The organism is Flavobacterium glucosi (assembly GCF_048286535.1).
GTDB lineage: Bacteria > Bacteroidota > Bacteroidia > Flavobacteriales > Flavobacteriaceae > Flavobacterium.
The window spans coordinates 55183-71437 of sequence record NZ_JBLVPK010000010.1 but is presented as its reverse complement, the minus strand read 5'-3'; the positions used below and the strand labels follow the sequence as shown (position 1 = coordinate 71437).

The 16255-nt window shown below is 34.0% G+C and carries 9 protein-coding genes; 3 read left to right on the top strand and 6 right to left on the bottom strand.

Annotated features, from left to right (window positions below; all coding sequences use genetic code 11):
- Window positions 1–444: 444 nt before the first annotated feature.
- Window positions 445–2058: an alkaline phosphatase PafA gene (pafA, locus tag ACNQGD_RS14550; RefSeq protein WP_417999784.1), complete on the top strand. Its 1614-nt coding sequence runs from the start codon at window positions 445–447 to the stop codon at window positions 2056–2058.
- Between the two features lie 64 nt (window positions 2059–2122).
- Here the strand turns inward: pafA and lysA are convergent, their stop codons facing one another.
- From lysA to gltB, 3 genes are all read right to left on the bottom strand, one after another.
- Window positions 2123–3343 (bottom strand): diaminopimelate decarboxylase, encoded by a 1221-nt coding sequence (gene lysA / locus ACNQGD_RS14545; protein WP_417997851.1) that lies wholly within the window; start codon window positions 3341–3343, stop codon window positions 2123–2125.
- 169 nt (window positions 3344–3512) lie between these two features.
- Window positions 3513–4967: a glutamate synthase subunit beta gene (locus tag ACNQGD_RS14540; protein ID WP_417999783.1), complete on the bottom strand. Its 1455-nt coding sequence runs from the start codon at window positions 4965–4967 to the stop codon at window positions 3513–3515.
- A gap of 2 nt (window positions 4968–4969) precedes the next feature.
- Window positions 4970–9487: a glutamate synthase large subunit gene (gene gltB / locus ACNQGD_RS14535; RefSeq protein ID WP_417999782.1), complete on the bottom strand. Its 4518-nt coding sequence runs from the start codon at window positions 9485–9487 to the stop codon at window positions 4970–4972.
- Between the two features lie 398 nt (window positions 9488–9885).
- Between gltB and sucC the strand changes: the two genes are divergently transcribed.
- Window positions 9886–11079 (top strand): ADP-forming succinate--CoA ligase subunit beta, encoded by a 1194-nt coding sequence (sucC, locus tag ACNQGD_RS14530; RefSeq protein WP_417999781.1) that lies wholly within the window; start codon window positions 9886–9888, stop codon window positions 11077–11079.
- A 78-nt stretch (window positions 11080–11157) separates the two neighbouring features.
- On the opposite strand, the gene ACNQGD_RS14525 is transcribed toward sucC, so the two are convergent.
- The 3 genes from ACNQGD_RS14525 to ACNQGD_RS14515 form a co-directional block, all read right to left on the bottom strand.
- Window positions 11158–11694: a hypothetical protein gene (locus tag ACNQGD_RS14525; RefSeq protein WP_417997518.1), complete on the bottom strand. Its 537-nt coding sequence runs from the start codon at window positions 11692–11694 to the stop codon at window positions 11158–11160.
- A gap of 136 nt (window positions 11695–11830) precedes the next feature.
- On the bottom strand, window positions 11831–11959 hold the full coding sequence (locus tag ACNQGD_RS14520; RefSeq protein ID WP_417997517.1) for a hypothetical protein: 129 nt from the start codon (window positions 11957–11959) through the stop codon (window positions 11831–11833).
- A gap of 174 nt (window positions 11960–12133) precedes the next feature.
- Entirely contained in the window at window positions 12134–14827 is a 2694-nt protein-coding gene (locus ACNQGD_RS14515) for a TonB-dependent receptor (RefSeq protein WP_417999780.1), read from the bottom strand.
- Between the two features lie 288 nt (window positions 14828–15115).
- Here ACNQGD_RS14515 and ychF point away from each other — a divergent pair, with 288 nt between their 5' ends.
- Window positions 15116–16210, top strand: a complete 1095-nt coding sequence (gene ychF / locus ACNQGD_RS14510; RefSeq protein WP_417997515.1) for a redox-regulated ATPase YchF — start codon at window positions 15116–15118, stop codon at window positions 16208–16210.
- Window positions 16211–16255 lie beyond the last annotated feature (45 nt).

Below are 16255 nucleotides of genomic sequence, written 5' to 3'. Positions count from 1 at the left end.
TGAAAAGATAGGCTTTTTTGTTTTATAGCCCCAGCGGCCTATTCAGCTAACTCCTTTCTCTCATCTGAACTCGTTCAGATTATTTTAAATCCTAATCATGTATGTGATGAGGATTTTTTGCTTGATGGATATCTGTGTCTTAACCATTTCAATTGGAATAAATATTCAAATGAGCCACATATTGGAATTATCTTTGTTTTTATAGTGCTGTAATTGAGTGTTTTATCGGCATGGCGAGATTTAAAACCTCTTGAGTTATGTTGCAATTTTCCTCAATGATTTTTTTTAGTTTGCAAGAGTATTAAAATCGGAGTAGGGTCCTTTAATTAATTTTCAAGTAAATATTTTGGAGTTAAGAATAGATTAATTTATTGTCATCAAGTATTTGTTCAGAGTTTGATTAAACTTTATGTTGTATTTTTGTTTTAAATATAAAAATATAATATGAAAAGAATTATTTTGTTTTTGACATTCATTATGTCTTTAAACTCACAAGCTCAACAACGTCCCAAATTAGTGGTAGGTATAGTGGTTGACCAAATGAAAATGGAATATCTATATCGTTTTTCTGATGATTTTTCTGCAAATGGTTTTAAAAGATTAATGAATAATGGATATACATTTCATAATATGCATTACAATTATGTACCTACTTATACGGCGCCAGGTCATGCAAGTATTTATACAGGAACTACACCCTCCACACACGGTATAGTTGGAAACGATTGGTTTATTAAAGCTACTGGTAAGGATATGTATTGCACTGATGATGCTTCAGTTAAAACAGTAGGTGACGGAACAGAAAAAGAGGGAGCAATGTCTCCAAAAAATCTTTTAAGCACAACCATTACGGATGAGTTGCGAATGGCGACAAATTTTAAAGGAAAAGTAATTGGGATGAGTATAAAAGATCGTGGAGCAATTTTGCCTGCGGGTCATTTTGCTAATTGGGCATTTTGGTTCAGTAAAACCGGAGCTTTTATTTCAAGCACTTTTTATGGATCGAAATTACCGAATTGGGTAACGGAATTTAACCAAGAAAAACGATACATGAATTACATTAATAAAGGATGGAATTTATTGAATCCCATAGCAACTTATAATGAAAGTCTTCCTGATGATAATCCTTATGAAGGAAAGTTAGATAAAGCTAATGCACCTGTATTTCCTTATGATTTAAGTAAAATGTACAAAGATAAAGGAGCTGATATTTTGAGAACTACACCTTTTGGGAATGATTTTTTGGCAGAATTAGCTATGAAAGCTATAGAAAAAGAAGAATTAGGGAATGATGATATTACTGATTTTCTTACGGTTAGTTTTTCTTCAACAGATTATGTTGGGCATACTTTTGGTCCACGTTCTATTGAGTTACAGGATACTTATTTGCGATTAGATCAAACTTTGGCTCAGTTTCTAAACTACTTAGACAAAACAGTTGGAAAGGATAATTATTTACTTTTCTTAACTGCTGACCATGCTGGGGCAGAAAATCCTAATTACCTTAAGGATAATAAATATAATGTAAAAAATATCCCTTCAAAAGATCTTGTTGATGCTTTAAAAAAATATTCTAACGAAACGTTCGGTGTTGATTTAATATTGGATTATTCTAACTTTAATCTTTTTTTTAATAAAGTAATACTAAAACAAAAAGGGTTAGAATTGGCAAAAGTAAAACAAAGTTTCAAAGACTTTTTGATGATGCAAGAACAAGTTAAAAGAGTGTATACTGAAGAAGAAATTTTAGCTTCGTCAGGAGATGATTATTTTTTAAGTTTCATTTCTAAAGGCTATGATCCTAAACAAAATGGTGAACTTGTGATACTAGATAAAGCGGGGTATATGCAATATCAAGCCACAGGAACTACGCATGGTTCCCCTAATAGTTATGATACACATGTACCTTTACTTTTTTACGGCTGGCAAGTGCCAAAAGGAGAACTGCATACTAAAAAAGTAATAACTCAAATTGCACCAACGCTTTCACAAATGTTAAAAATTCCATTTCCTAATGGAACAGAATCCGAAGTCTTAGAAACGCTTTTCGATAAATAGAAAATAAGATTATATTGTTAAAACAAAATCCCATTTGCCTTCCTTAGCAAATGGGATATTTATTTTAAACTGTTACAACTGTAACTGGTAATGGAATCTGATTTTTTAATAAATCTTCAAAGGTTTCATGTGCTCTGATCAAATGCCCTTCACCGTTCATCCATAATACTTCGGCTGGCTTATATCTGGAGTTGTAGTTTGAAGCCATAGAGAAGCAATACGCTCCTGCATTTCTAAACGATAAAATATCACCTTCTTTTATTTCTGCAATTTTTCTGTTATTAGCAAAAGTATCTGTTTCACAAATATATCCTACAACGGAGTAGAAACGCTCTTTCCCTTTAGGGTGTGATATGTTTTCGATATGATGTTGTGAACCATAAAACATTGGTCTGATCAAATGGTTAAAACCGCTATCTATTCCTGCAAAAACAGTTGAAGTAGTTTGTTTAACTACATTTACTTTAGCCAAAAAGAACCCCGCTTCACTTACTAAAAATTTACCTGGTTCAAATATCAAGGTAAGTTCTTTTCCGTATTCAGTACAAAAGGCGTTGAATCTTTTTGATAGTTTTTTACCTAATTCTTCAATATCAGTTTCGATATCGTCTTTTTTATAAGGTACTTTAAATCCACTTCCGAAATCTAGGAATTCTAGATTTTTGAAGTTTCTAGCGGCATCAAATAATATTTCAGCAGCATATAAAAACACTTCGATATCCAAAATATCAGAACCGGTATGCATGTGGATACCCACAATATTCATTTTTGTGTTTTCAACGATACGAACTAAATGAGGCAATTGGTGAACAGAAATACCAAATTTACTATCAATATGACCTACAGATATATTTGCATTTCCACCTGCCATTACATGCGGATTTATTCTGATACATACTGGAACATTTGGATATTTTGTGCCAAATTGCTCTAATATGGATAAGTTGTCAATATTTATTTGAACACCCATAGCCGAAACTTCTTCAATTTCTTCAAGAGAAACACCATTTGGAGTATAAAATATTTTTTCTGGTTCATAGCCTGCATGCAGTCCTAATAATACTTCTTGAATGGAAACGGTATCTAATCCTGACCCCATTTCTTTCAATAACTGAAGTATAGCAACATTTGACAACGCCTTCATTGCATAATTGATACGCAACTTATCTACCTTTGAAAAAGCCTTCGTTAATCTATTGTATTGAGATTGTATTTTTTCGGCATCATAAACGTATAATGGACTACCAAATTGTTCTGCTAATTGTACTAAGTCTTTTGATTGCATGATTATTAATTTTGAGCAAATTTATTACTCTTTATTTAGTCCCACAAGCTAATAATTGAATTCTAACAAATTCTAACATAAAGTTATAAATTAAACATTAGTTTGAAATTTTATAATAAAAAAAACCCTTGACATTTTTTCATCAAGGGTTATAAAATGTTTTTCAGACCTACAAGTTGGGTAAATCACCATTGCCTTTGGTTGGTAAATTGGTATAACCCATCAAGTATTTATCCACTTCTCTGGCAGCTTCACGACCTTCAGAGATTGCCCAAACAATTAATGATTGTCCTCTTCGCATGTCACCAGCAGTAAATATATGAGGAACATTTGTTTGATAATTAGTTGCTTTATAGTTACTTCTAAAATCTACTTCCAATCCTAATTGATCACTTAATGTTTTTTCAGGACCTGTAAATCCAAGTGCTAATAAAGCTAAATCACAAGGCCATATTTTTTCTGATCCTTCTTTTTCTATCAGTTCCGGTCTTTGTCCCGGTGTCATTTTCCAAGCTACTTCAACGGTTTTCAATCCAGTTAATTCACCTTTTTCATTAGAAATGAATTCTTTGGTATTGATTAACCAGTTTCTGTCACAACCTTCTTCATGAGAAGAGGAAGTTTTTAATTGTAAAGGCCAAAATGGCCAAGGAGTAGTTTCACTTCTTCCCACTGGGGGTTTTGGTAAAATTTCAAAATTAGTAACTGATTTTGCACCGTGTCTGTTTGAAGTTCCCACACAATCCGATCCAGTATCTCCACCACCAATAACTATAACGTCTTTACCAGTAGCTTTAATTTGTTCTGGTATAAATTCCCCGTATAATACTTTAGTTTGTTGGGTTAAAAAGTCCATTGCCTGAACAACTCCTTTGCTTTCTATTCCTTTAGTAGGTAAACTTCTTCTTTCGGTAGCACCACCGCATAATACGATAGAATTAAAAGAATTTAATTCTTCAATACTGAAATTTACACCTACATTTACATTTGTTTTAAAAGTAATTCCTTCCGCTTCTAAAACAGCAACACGTCTGTCGATAATCCCTTTTTCTAATTTGAAATTTGGAATTCCATAACGTAATAACCCACCAACAGCATTGTCTCTTTCAAAAACCGTAACAGTATGTCCTGCACGATTTAATTGTTGTGCAGCCGCTAAACCAGCAGGACCAGAACCTATTACAGCCACCGTTTTTCCTGTTCTAACTTCTGGAGGTTGTGGTTTTATCCAACCTTCGGCAAATCCTCTTTCGATAATATTTTTTTCAATATTTTCGATAGCTACTGGCTCACTAATAATTCCTAACACACATGATTTTTCACATGGAGCAGGGCATAAACGGCCAGTAAATTCTGGAAAGTTATTGGTTGACTGCAATATTTGTAATGCACTTTCCCATTCTTCCTGATGCACCATATCATTAAAATCTGGAATCAAATTTCCTAATGGACAGGCACTGTGGCAAAATGGAATCCCACAATCCATGCATCTGGATCCTTGTTCTTTGATTTTATCTTTTGCTAACGGAATTGTAAATTCATTATAATTTGATACTCTTTCTGGAACAGCAACATTACTTTCGTCAATTCTATTATATTCTTTAAATCCTCCTATCTTTCCCATAACTATAGTGCTAGTAGTTCTTCAATTTGTTTTTCTTCGGCTAATCTTTGTAATGCTTTTTTGTAATCAGTAGGCATTACTTTGATAAAATGGTTGCGTTGGTTTTCCCAATCTTCTAAAATCCTTTTTGCCAAAGGACTATTAGTATACATTGAATGATTTTTTATCAAACGTCTCAGTTTCGTAAAGTCATCCTCTTCCAATGTTTCAAAAGCGACCATTTCCATATTACATAAGGTAGCATCGAATTTTTTATTTGGATCAAAAACGTAAGCAATACCTCCGCTCATTCCTGCAGCAAAATTTCTTCCTGTTTTACCTAAAACTACTACAGTTCCTCCAGTCATGTATTCGCATCCATGATCTCCAATTCCTTCTACAACAGCTGTTGCTCCGGAATTTCTAACACCAAAACGTTCTCCAGCCATACCGTTGATGTAAGCTTCCCCAGTGATTGCTCCGTAAAGGGCAACGTTACCAATGATAATGTTTTCTTCTGGTTTGAAAGTGGCTGTAGGTGGAACTTTTATAATTAATTTAGCGCCAGAAAGTCCTTTTCCTAAATAATCATTACAGTTTCCATGAATTTTAAAAGAGAGGCCATTTGTTGCAAAAGCGCCAAAACTTTGTCCGGCAGAACCTGTAAAGTCAACTAATATCGTGTCATCTGGCAAGCCTTGGGCACCATATATTTTTGAAATTTCATTACTTAATATTGCACCAACAGAACGGTCTGTGTTTTTGATATCAAAAGTAACTCTAGTTTTTTCTTTTCTATAAATAGAAGGAATAGCCGCTTTTATAATTTCAAAATCAAGTACATGTTCTAAAGCATGGTCTTGTGTAGTCGTATTGTGGTTTGGAACTTCTTTAGCCTTTTCTGGTTTGTATAAAATAGTAGATAAGTCTAATCCACTTGCTTTATAATGCTTAATGGCTTTATTGACATTCAATTTTTGAGATTGTCCCACCATTTCTTTTAATGTTCTGAATCCTAATTGTGCCATGATTTCTCTCAACTCTTCAGCAATAAAATACATGAAGTTGATGATGTGTTCTGGCGTTCCTTTGAAATTTTTTCTCAATTCAGGATCTTGTGTGGCAATACCAACTGGACACGTATTCAAGTGACACGCTCTCATCATAATACAACCAGATGCGACTAACGGTGCAGTTGCAAAACCAAATTCTTCAGCACCAAGTAAAGCAGCAATGGCTACGTCACGTCCAGTTTTCAATTGTCCGTCACATTCTAGAACGACACGACTTCTTAAATCATTTAAGATTAAAGTTTGCTGTGCTTCGGCAAGTCCAAGTTCCCAAGGAATACCGGTATGTTGTAGTGATGTTAATGGAGCAGCTCCGGTTCCTCCATCGTATCCTGAAATCAAAATCACATCGGCTTTTGCTTTAGCAACACCGGCAGCGATTGTTCCAACACCCACTTCGGAAACTAATTTTACATTAATCCTTGCTTCACGATTGGCATTTTTTAAATCAAAAATTAACTGCGATAAATCTTCAATAGAATAAATATCGTGGTGTGGTGGCGGTGAAATCAATCCAACATAAGGTGTTGAATTCCTAACTTCGGCAATCCAAGGCACTACTTTTTCGCCTGGTAATTGACCACCTTCTCCGGGTTTTGCACCCTGAGCCATTTTTATTTGAATCTCTTTAGCATTAGTCAAATAGTTGATAGAAACTCCGAATCTTCCAGAAGCAACTTGTTTAATGGCACTATTTCTAGAATCTCCATTTAAGTCTTTTTGGAAACGTTTTGAATCTTCTCCACCTTCTCCGGAATTACTTTTTCCGCCAATTCTGTTCATCGCAATCGCTAGATTTTCATGAGCTTCTTGGCTAATAGATCCATAAGACATGGCGCCAGTTTTGAATTTTTTTACAATTTCCGTCCAAGGTTCTACTTCGTCAATTGAAATTGGATCTAAGTTATTGAATTCAAATAACCCTCTAATAGTCATTAAGTTTTCACTTTGATCATTGACCATTTTAGCGTATTCTTTATAGCTTTCAGGACTGTTTAAACGTACTGCTTGTTGTAGTTTAGAAATCGTTGTTGGATTAAACATGTGTTTTTCTCCTGATCTTCTCCACCTGTAAATCCCTCCAATTTCTAAAGGCAATAAATTGCTGACTTTTGAATTTGGAAATGCTTTCTGGTATCTTTTCTTGATTTCTTTTTCAACTTCCATCAGACCAATTCCTTCAATTCTGGAAGGAGTATATGGGAAATATTTAGAAGTGAATGTTTTGTTTAATCCTAAAATTTCAAAAATCTGTGCCGCTCTGTACGAATGTAAAGTAGAGATACCAATTTTGTTCATGATTTTCAGAATCCCTTTTGCAATCGCTTTATTATAATTTTTAATGGCATAATCCGCTTTTACACCAGTGATAAAACCTTGGTTAACTTGGTTATGAATAATTTCATTTACCATGTATGGATTAATCGCGCTGGCACCATAACCAAATAATAAGGCAAAATGATGTGGCTCACGAGGTTCTGCGGACTCGATTATGATTCCAAATTTAGAACGAGATTTCAGGATGTTCATGGAGTGATGAATATAGGAACATGCCAATAACATTGGTATTGGAGCCATTTTTTCGCTAACACCTCTATCTGAAAGAATCACAATATTGCAACCTTCAGAAACTGCTTTGAAAGTCGCTTTAACTGCTTTTTCCAAAGCGCGTTCTAATCCGTTTACTCCTTTTTCTATATCGTATAATGTAGAAATAGTGACTGATTTGAAATCAGCATGATCAATGTTTCTTACTTTATCTAAATCTTCGTTTGAAATAACTGGATTTTGTATTTTTAATTTTTTACAATGTTTTGGAACAATATCAAAAATATTATAATCTCCACCAATCGCTAAACTGATATCAGTAATGATTTCTTCCCGAATACCATCCAATGGTGGATTGGTAACCTGAGCAAATAATTGTTTGAAATAGTTGTATAAAAGTTGTGGCTGGTCTGATAAAACGGCTAGTGGCGTATCGTTACCCATAGAACTTAATGCTTCTGCACCTTGAGTTCCCATTGGGTTTATGATTGTTTTTAAATCCTCTATCGTGTAACCAAACAAACGTTGTCTCGTTTCGAAATCAATATTTTCGGTAGGGATTGGATTGTCAGTGTACGGAATTTGTGCTAATTGCAATAAATTTTCATCCAACCATTGTTTGTAGGGACGCTTGGTAACAATCGCATTTTTGATCTCGTCGTCTTCGATGATTCGACCTTCATTCATGTCCACCAAAAACATTTTTCCGGGTTCTAAACGCCCGTGCTGAATCACATCTTCGGGTTTGATGTCAAGAACACCAATCTCTGAAGACATAATTACAAAACCGCTTTTAGTCAAAGTATAACGAGAGGGACGTAAGCCATTTCTGTCCAATAAAGCACCAATAACGTTACCATCTGTAAAAGGAATAGAAGCTGGGCCATCCCATGGTTCCATGATACAAGCGTTGTATTCGTAAAATGCTTTTTTATCTGCTGACATCGTTTGGTGTTTTTCCCAAGCTTCCGGAACGACCATCATCATGGCTTCCGGTAAAGAACGACCGGTCATCAATAACAGTTCAATTACCATATCCATTGAAGCAGAATCTGATTTTCCTTCTAAAATAATTGGAAATAATTTTTTGATATCATCACCAAAAACATCACTTTTCATCAGTTCTTCACGAGCACGCATACGGCTAATATTCCCACGAAGGGTATTGATTTCACCATTGTGGCACATGTAACGGAAAGGTTGTGCCAATTCCCAAGATGGAAATGTATTGGTAGAGAAACGTTGGTGAACCAAAGCTAATCGGGTTACCAAGTCGTCATCTAACAAATCAGTATAGTATCTGCTAATGTCTTCCGGCATCAACAACCCTTTGTATATAATGGTTGTAGTCGAGAAACTTGAAAAATAGAATCTGTGACTTTCTGAAATTCTTGAATTTCTAATGGTGTGTTCTGCAATTTTTCTTGCCGCAAACATTTTGGCGTTAAACTGTTGTTCCGTAAGATCTAATCCATTTTTACCAACAAATACTTGTTTTACCGTAGGTTCCTTTTCAGCAGCGATTTGACCTAAATTAGAAACATCTACAGGGACATCTCTCCATCCTAAAATTTCTAAATTTTGATCCCGTACTGAAGCCTCAAAAGTAGTTTTGCAAAAAGCAACTTGATTGGAACTTTTTGGCATAAAAACCATTCCTACAGCATACTGTCTCGCTTCCGGAATTTCAAAGTCACATACTTTCTTAAAAAAAGCATGAGGGATATCAAATAATATTCCAGCTCCATCTCCAGTTCTACCATCAGCACTCACAGCTCCACGATGCTCTAATTTTATTAAGATATCTAATGCTTTGTGTATAATATCATTGGACTTAATTCCATTCAAATTACAAATAAATCCTGCGCCACAATTGTCGTGTTCAAATTCGGGCAAATAAAGACCTTGTTCTTTAACTTTCATGCTTAATATTTTTTTTACAAAATTAAAGATTTAGTAACATATAATAGGCTTAAAAGTTAAAATAGCCTTGTTTTTACAGTTCTAATAGAAAAAGGGTAATTAAATCACAATAATACCATTTAAGGATAGCTGATTTGATTTTTCGACAAAAACAAAATGAAATTTGAGCACTGAACGCGGTGATTTTGAAAGAAATATTTTACTGATAGTTTTTGTTTAATATTTATAACAAATTAGTAGTTAATTTTTATATTTTGACGTCAGTTATTGATGGGTTTAAAATATCTAAATTTAGTCTCCATTTAAATTGAAAAAAAAATAACAGTTAAGTTTAATTTTGCTATTTTTGTGCCACTTTTATTCTGAAATAAATTCAGAATCCAGACAAATTCTACATTATGAACATACACGAATATCAAGGAAAAGAGATTTTAGCTAGCTACGGAGTTCGCATTCAACGCGGAATTATTGCTAATAGCCCAGTGGAAGCGGTTGCAGCTGCAAAACAATTAACTGCCGAAACTGGTACAAGTTGGTATGTTGTAAAAGCCCAAGTTCATGCAGGTGGACGTGGAAAAGGTGGAGGAGTTAAACTTGCCAAAAATTTGCAACAAGTAGAAGAGATTTCAGAGCAAATCATAGGAATGCAATTGATTACACCTCAAACTTCTGCTGAAGGTAAAAAAGTACATAAAGTTTTAATCGCTGAGGATGTTTATTATCCTGGCGAAAGTGAAACTTCTGAGTTTTATGTTTCTGTTTTATTGAACAGAGCTACAGGTCGTAACATGATTATGTATTCTACTGAAGGTGGAATGGATATTGAAGAAGTTGCGGAACACACACCACATTTAATTTTTACAGAAGAGGTTGATCCTTCTGTTGGATTACAAGGTTTTCAAGCAAGAAGAATTGCTTTTAACCTAGGTCTTTCAGGGAATGCTTTTAAAGAAATGGTAAAATTTATTGATTCTTTATACAACGCTTATATTGGATCTGATGCTTCGATGTTTGAAATCAACCCGGTTTTGAAAACATCTGACAATAAAATTATGGCTGTAGATGCTAAAGTAAATATCGATGATAATGCTTTATACAGACAAAAAAAATATGCTGATATGCGTGACATTCGTGAGGAAAACCCAATCGAAGTTGAAGCAAAAGAAGTAGGTTTAAACTATGTAGATCTTGACGGTACAGTAGGATGTATGGTAAACGGAGCTGGTTTAGCTATGGCAACTATGGATTTAATCAAGTATGCTGGTTTTGAGCCTGCTAACTTCCTTGACGTAGGTGGAACTGCTGATGCAAAACGTGTTGAAACTGCTTTCCGTATTATCTTAAAAGATCAAAACGTAAAAGCAATTTTGATTAATATTTTTGGTGGAATTGTTCGTTGTGACCGTGTGGCACAAGGAGTTGTTGATGCTTACAAAAATATGGGCGATGCAATTAAAGTACCAATCATTGTTCGTTTACAAGGCACAAATGCAGCTATCGCAAAAGAATTAATTGATAATTCAGGAATGCCAATTTTATCTGCTGTTGAATTCCAAGAAGCAGCGGATCAAGTAAAAGCAGCACTTTCTTAATATAAAAAAATGTTATATATTTAAAAAACCTGAGTTTATAAACTCAGGTTTTTTTTTTCTTCTGTATTCGCTAATAAATTATTTTTTGATAATTACAAAAGTTTCTACGGTTATCTTGTCTGTTTTGTCATCGTAAGATTCTAAAACTAAGTTTCCATTCATATCAAAGTAGCCATAAGAAGTTTTGTTTTTTGAGCTATAGATATAGTTGTTGTTGGATGTTTTTCTCAATACAGCGGCTTTTTCAGCATTAGGTTGGTATATCGTATATCCACTTTCGGCTAATTTGACTTGGTATTTCTCTCCGTTTAAATCATAATATGCGGATCTATCAATATCAACAATGTTTGTAACTCCATTTGCAGTTAGAGTAGTAATTGCAGTAACTTCTACTGGTGTTTCTTTTGTTTCCTTGTTTAAAGCATTCGATTCAGCATCTTTTAGTTCAATTTTTTGAATTTCTTTTACTTCTTGAGTTTTTATCGATTTTTTTTGTCCTTCAGAATTTTTTACAGTAGTAACGATCGTTTTAACTTCGGATTTAACATTTTTATTTTGAGCTTGAATATTTATTGAAAATAGAAAAGCAATCATTCCAAGAATTATAGTCTTCATAATATTTAATTTTGTGATTTATATAAATCAAATTTACAATCCTCTGTCTGATTTCTTGTTACGGAATTATGATAAAAGATTATATAATTTACATGAAGGGCGATAAAAAACTATGTTTTATTCTGTCTGGCAATAATTACAAATGTGGCATACGCATGGATTTTCGGTCAATTGTTCTAATGATTTCAAAGGTATTTAGATATAAAAACAATTGTATTTCATTTAAGGTAAAAACGTGAATTGTAGAAAAATCATCTGCAATCATTTGTTTTTCACCCTTTTTTAAGGTGTAATATTGCGCAGTCCACTCCAGTGTAAAATTTTCTGCTGAAGTTATTTCCAGTTATAGATGTGTGATAACGACTAAATTCTAGGAGAATAAACGAAATAAAAAAAAGGGCTATCGTAAGATAGCCCTTTCAAATTATTCGAAACTAAATTAGAATTTATAGTTTAAAGATAAATTAAACATCGTTCCTAATTGGCTAAAGTGATAGCCATCATACGTCATTTGAGAATAACGTTGGTTGAAAGTAATCAAGTTAGATTGGTTTTTTACTTGAACAGGATCGTTTAAAAGCTCAGTGCCTTTAGCATTTTCAGCTACAAATTTCCATTCAGGTAACACATTTAATAAATTGTTTACATTTAATGCTAAAGTTAGTTTTTCAGTTGCAGAAAAAGTAACTCCTAAATCAGTAACAACTTTTGGAATAAACTCCGTTTTTAAATTAGCTTTTAAATAATCTACAGATCCAACGGGAGCATTAGGATTATTTGTAGCTAAACCATCTTGATTAAATGTGCTTTTTCCGAAATAAGTATTGTTAAGAGAAAAGCTAAATTTTCCAATTTCATAATTCGCTCCTAAAATCCATTTTGTTTCTGGTCTTGAAGTAAACATTAAAGATTCAAGTATTGGTCCAAAATTACCACTTTTTACAGGTGATATTCTTTCATTTTGAAAAGTAATGTTTCCAGATAAGTTGAATCCTAATTTCCCTGTTCCTAAATCAATATTATTATAATTAGCCACGAAATCTAAACCAGAAGTTCTTGAGTCAAATGAATTCTCAAACCAAGCTACATTACCAAATTGAGTGTCCTGTCTGTCTCCTAAAACAATTCGGTCTTCTACCTTAATGTTATAGTAATCAATTGTGAAGTTAAAGTTTTTCATAGGTTTTGCTCCAATTCCAATAGTGATGTTTGTTGATTTCTCAGCATCTAATGGAGCAATTCCTAATTGGCGTGCTTGTGGTGATACGTTATTAATGATTCCACTTACTTGGATTCCTTGTCCAGGAACGAATGAATATTGTGATTTTTGAGTGTAAATTTGGTGTAATGTAGGTGCTCTAAATCCAGTAGAAATAGACCCTCTTAAAGTAATTTTATCGTCCAAGAATTTATATCTAGAACTCAATTTCCATACTGTAGCATCACCAAAATCGCTATAATCTTCATAACGTACGGTTCCATTTATTAAGAAATCTTCAGTTACATCATAAGCAAGATCAAAATAAGCACCTAAATTATAACGGTTCCATTTTGCTGAATTTTCCGGTCTGTTGCCCGCAAATGAATCGGCTCCAATACCCTCCCAAGATGCTTTGTCGCCTTCCGTTACTTCAAAAGTTTCTGTTCTGATCTCAGAACCAAAACCAATACTAATTTTATCAGATAATACTTTAGATATGTCTAAGTTTCCTACAATATGATTGAAAGCAGTTCCTCCTGGCTTAAAAGAGATTGGACTATTTTCTAAATAAACATTATTTCCATTACCATCCTTAATGTTAGATCTATTAAAGGAATTGTCAACGGAATAGGTTTGGGTATTTCCACCTACAGTAATACTAGCATCTGTATTCCATTCGTTTTTTGTTGATTTGTAACCTAAAGTTGCGTTGTAATCATTTAAGTCTCCTGTAAATGTTGGTACGTAACCTTGATAAGAACCTGGAGTTCCATCACCAAAAAAGTCTTTAAGGAATGGGTAATCAGCTAAAGTTCTCCAATACGGAGTTCTGTAATTAGCAAAAGAATTTACTTTCTTGTATACGTAAGCTGCATTATAATATAATAATGTTTCATCAGATAAACTAAATCCACCGTTTACTAGAAACTTAGCTGCTGCAGTTTCTGGTGAACCATTGATATTTCCAGCATCTGGTTTTTTAGCAAGAAAGGCTTGAACATCTGAAAGAGAAGCTCCAAAATCTCCTGCTTCACCTGCAGCATCAACTGTTCCGGGTCTGTTAGCTAGGTTAACTTTAGAAAAATCAACAGTATAATTTACAAATCCTTTTTCTCCCACTGTAGAACCATTGTTCATACTTACGCCTAACATTTCACCATCACCTTCGGAAGTCATTCCACTTCTTACCGTTACTGATCCGCCGTTTGTGTTCTTTTTTAAGATAATATTCATTACTCCTGCAATGGCATCTGAACCGTATTGAGCAGAAGCACCATCACGAAGTATCTCTACTCTTTCGATAGCATCAGTAGGAATTGCTGAAATGTCTGCACCTGTTTCACCACGTCCAGGAGACGTTTGTACATATAGTAAAGAACTTAAGTTTTTACGTTTACCGTTAATAAGGATTAAGGTTCTACTTGGTCCCATATTTCTAATTTCATAAGGATCCAGTAATGATGTCGCATCATTCACTGGTGTTTGAACCGTATTAAAGGATGGGATTTTATATTGTAACGCTTTGTCAAAAGAAGCTTGTCCGGTTGAGGCTAAATCCTTTGCAGATATTACATCAATAGGCAGCGCAGATGTTGTATTACTTCTTGGGGCCGTTCTGGTTCCCGTAACTACAACTTCGTCTAGATTTTGTCCGCCCTCTTCGGATAATACAACATCTAAAACTGAACCTGTAACTGCTTTTTCTAATTTAGAAAAACCTACATAACTAAAAACTAATGTAGCGCCTTCTTTAACTTTTATCTTGTAGGCACCATCCATATCGGTAGAAACCCCATTTTGTGTGCCTTTTTCAACAATGTTTACCCCTGGCAAGGGGTTGCCGGTATTGTCTTTAACAATACCCGAGACTTCTTTTTGTGCAAAAAGAAACGAGACGTTAAGGAGTAATAATAATAATGCAAATTTTTTCATAATAAGTTGAGTTTGGTTTAAAATCCGGTGCAATATAATTTTTTTTTAACAAAATATTAGCACATCGTTTAATTTTTTATAAAAAACATATCATGCCTGTTTAAACTGTAATTTTTACTTATTTAAACCTTTATAAAATCTTATATTTGCAAACTTTTAGAGTAAATGCTAAACCTTTAACTGGCAACCGTTATCGGTAAAGAAAATAATCATAAAGTCTCAATCGTTCTGTTTTAAAACAATAAGATTGCGATACAATATTCCATTAAAAATAAATATTATCTACATATGAAAGCAGGAATTGTAGGATTACCAAATGTTGGAAAATCAACATTATTCAATTGTTTATCTAATGCCAAAGCGCAAAGTGCGAATTTCCCCTTTTGTACTATCGAACCTAATATAGGTGTTGTAAATGTTCCGGATGCCAGAATAGAAAAACTGGAAGAATTAGTAAAGCCAGAGCGAGTGCAAATGGCGACTGTTGATATTGTTGATATTGCAGGATTAGTAAAAGGAGCCAGTAAAGGAGAAGGTTTAGGAAATCAGTTTCTAGGAAATATCAGAGAATGTAATGCTATTATTCACGTTTTGCGTTGTTTTGATAATGATAATATTGTTCACGTTGATGGGAATGTAAATCCAATTCGTGACAAAGAAACAATCGATATTGAGTTGCAGTTGAAAGATTTAGAAAATGTTGAAAAACGTTTGGAAAAAGTAAAACGTGCCGCTAAAACCGGAAATAAAGAAGCAATCGTCGAAGAAGCGTTGTTAAATAGAATTAGAGAGACTTTACTTCAAGCGAAATCAGCCAGAACTATAACTCCACAAAACAATGACGAAGAAGTTTTGATGGAAGGTTTTCAATTGATTACTGCAAAACCAGTATTGTATGTTTGTAATGTAGATGAAAATTCAGCAGTTAACGGAAACAAATATGTAGACCAAGTTCGGGAGTTGGTAAAAGATGAAGATGCAGAAGTTATTGTACTTTCTGTAGGCGCTGAAGCAGATATTACCGAATTAGAAAGCTACGAAGAACGTCAGGTTTTTCTGGAAGACATGGGGTTAAGTGAGCCAGGTGCTTCTGTATTGATACGTGCAGCTTACAAATTACTGAAGCAACAAACTTATTTTACAGCAGGAGTTAAAGAAGTTCGTGCTTGGACTATTGATGTTGGTTCAACTGCGCCACAAGCCGCAGGGGTGATTCACACTGATTTCGAAAAAGGATTTATCCGTGCCGAAGTTATTGCTTACGAAGATTTCGTTCATTACGGTTCAGAGGCTAAATGTAAAGAGGCAGGAAAATTCAAAGTAGAAGGAAAAGAATATATTGTAAAAGATGGCGATGTGATGCATTTTAGATTCAACGTCTAAAAAAAACGCATCAAGTCGAAAGGCATCAAGTCGAAAGTTAGTAAT

Excerpts from the sequence above, each read along its gene's own strand:
- pafA (WP_417999784.1), top strand. The coding sequence starts at position 445 with ATGAAAAGAATTATTTTGTTTTTGACATTCATTATGTCTTTAAACTCA.
- lysA (WP_417997851.1), bottom strand. The coding sequence starts at position 3,343 with ATGCAATCAAAAGACTTAGTACAATTAGCAGAACAATTTGGTAGTCCA.
- ACNQGD_RS14540 (WP_417999783.1), bottom strand. The coding sequence starts at position 4,967 with ATGGGAAAGATAGGAGGATTTAAAGAATATAATAGAATTGACGAAAGT.
- gltB (WP_417999782.1), bottom strand. The coding sequence starts at position 9,487 with ATGAAAGTTAAAGAACAAGGTCTTTATTTGCCCGAATTTGAACACGAC.
- sucC (WP_417999781.1), top strand. The coding sequence starts at position 9,886 with ATGAACATACACGAATATCAAGGAAAAGAGATTTTAGCTAGCTACGGA.
- ACNQGD_RS14525 (WP_417997518.1), bottom strand. The coding sequence starts at position 11,694 with ATGAAGACTATAATTCTTGGAATGATTGCTTTTCTATTTTCAATAAAT.
- ACNQGD_RS14520 (WP_417997517.1), bottom strand. The coding sequence starts at position 11,959 with ATGATTGCAGATGATTTTTCTACAATTCACGTTTTTACCTTAAATGAA.
- ACNQGD_RS14515 (WP_417999780.1), bottom strand. The coding sequence starts at position 14,827 with ATGAAAAAATTTGCATTATTATTATTACTCCTTAACGTCTCGTTTCTT.
- ychF (WP_417997515.1), top strand. The coding sequence starts at position 15,116 with ATGAAAGCAGGAATTGTAGGATTACCAAATGTTGGAAAATCAACATTA.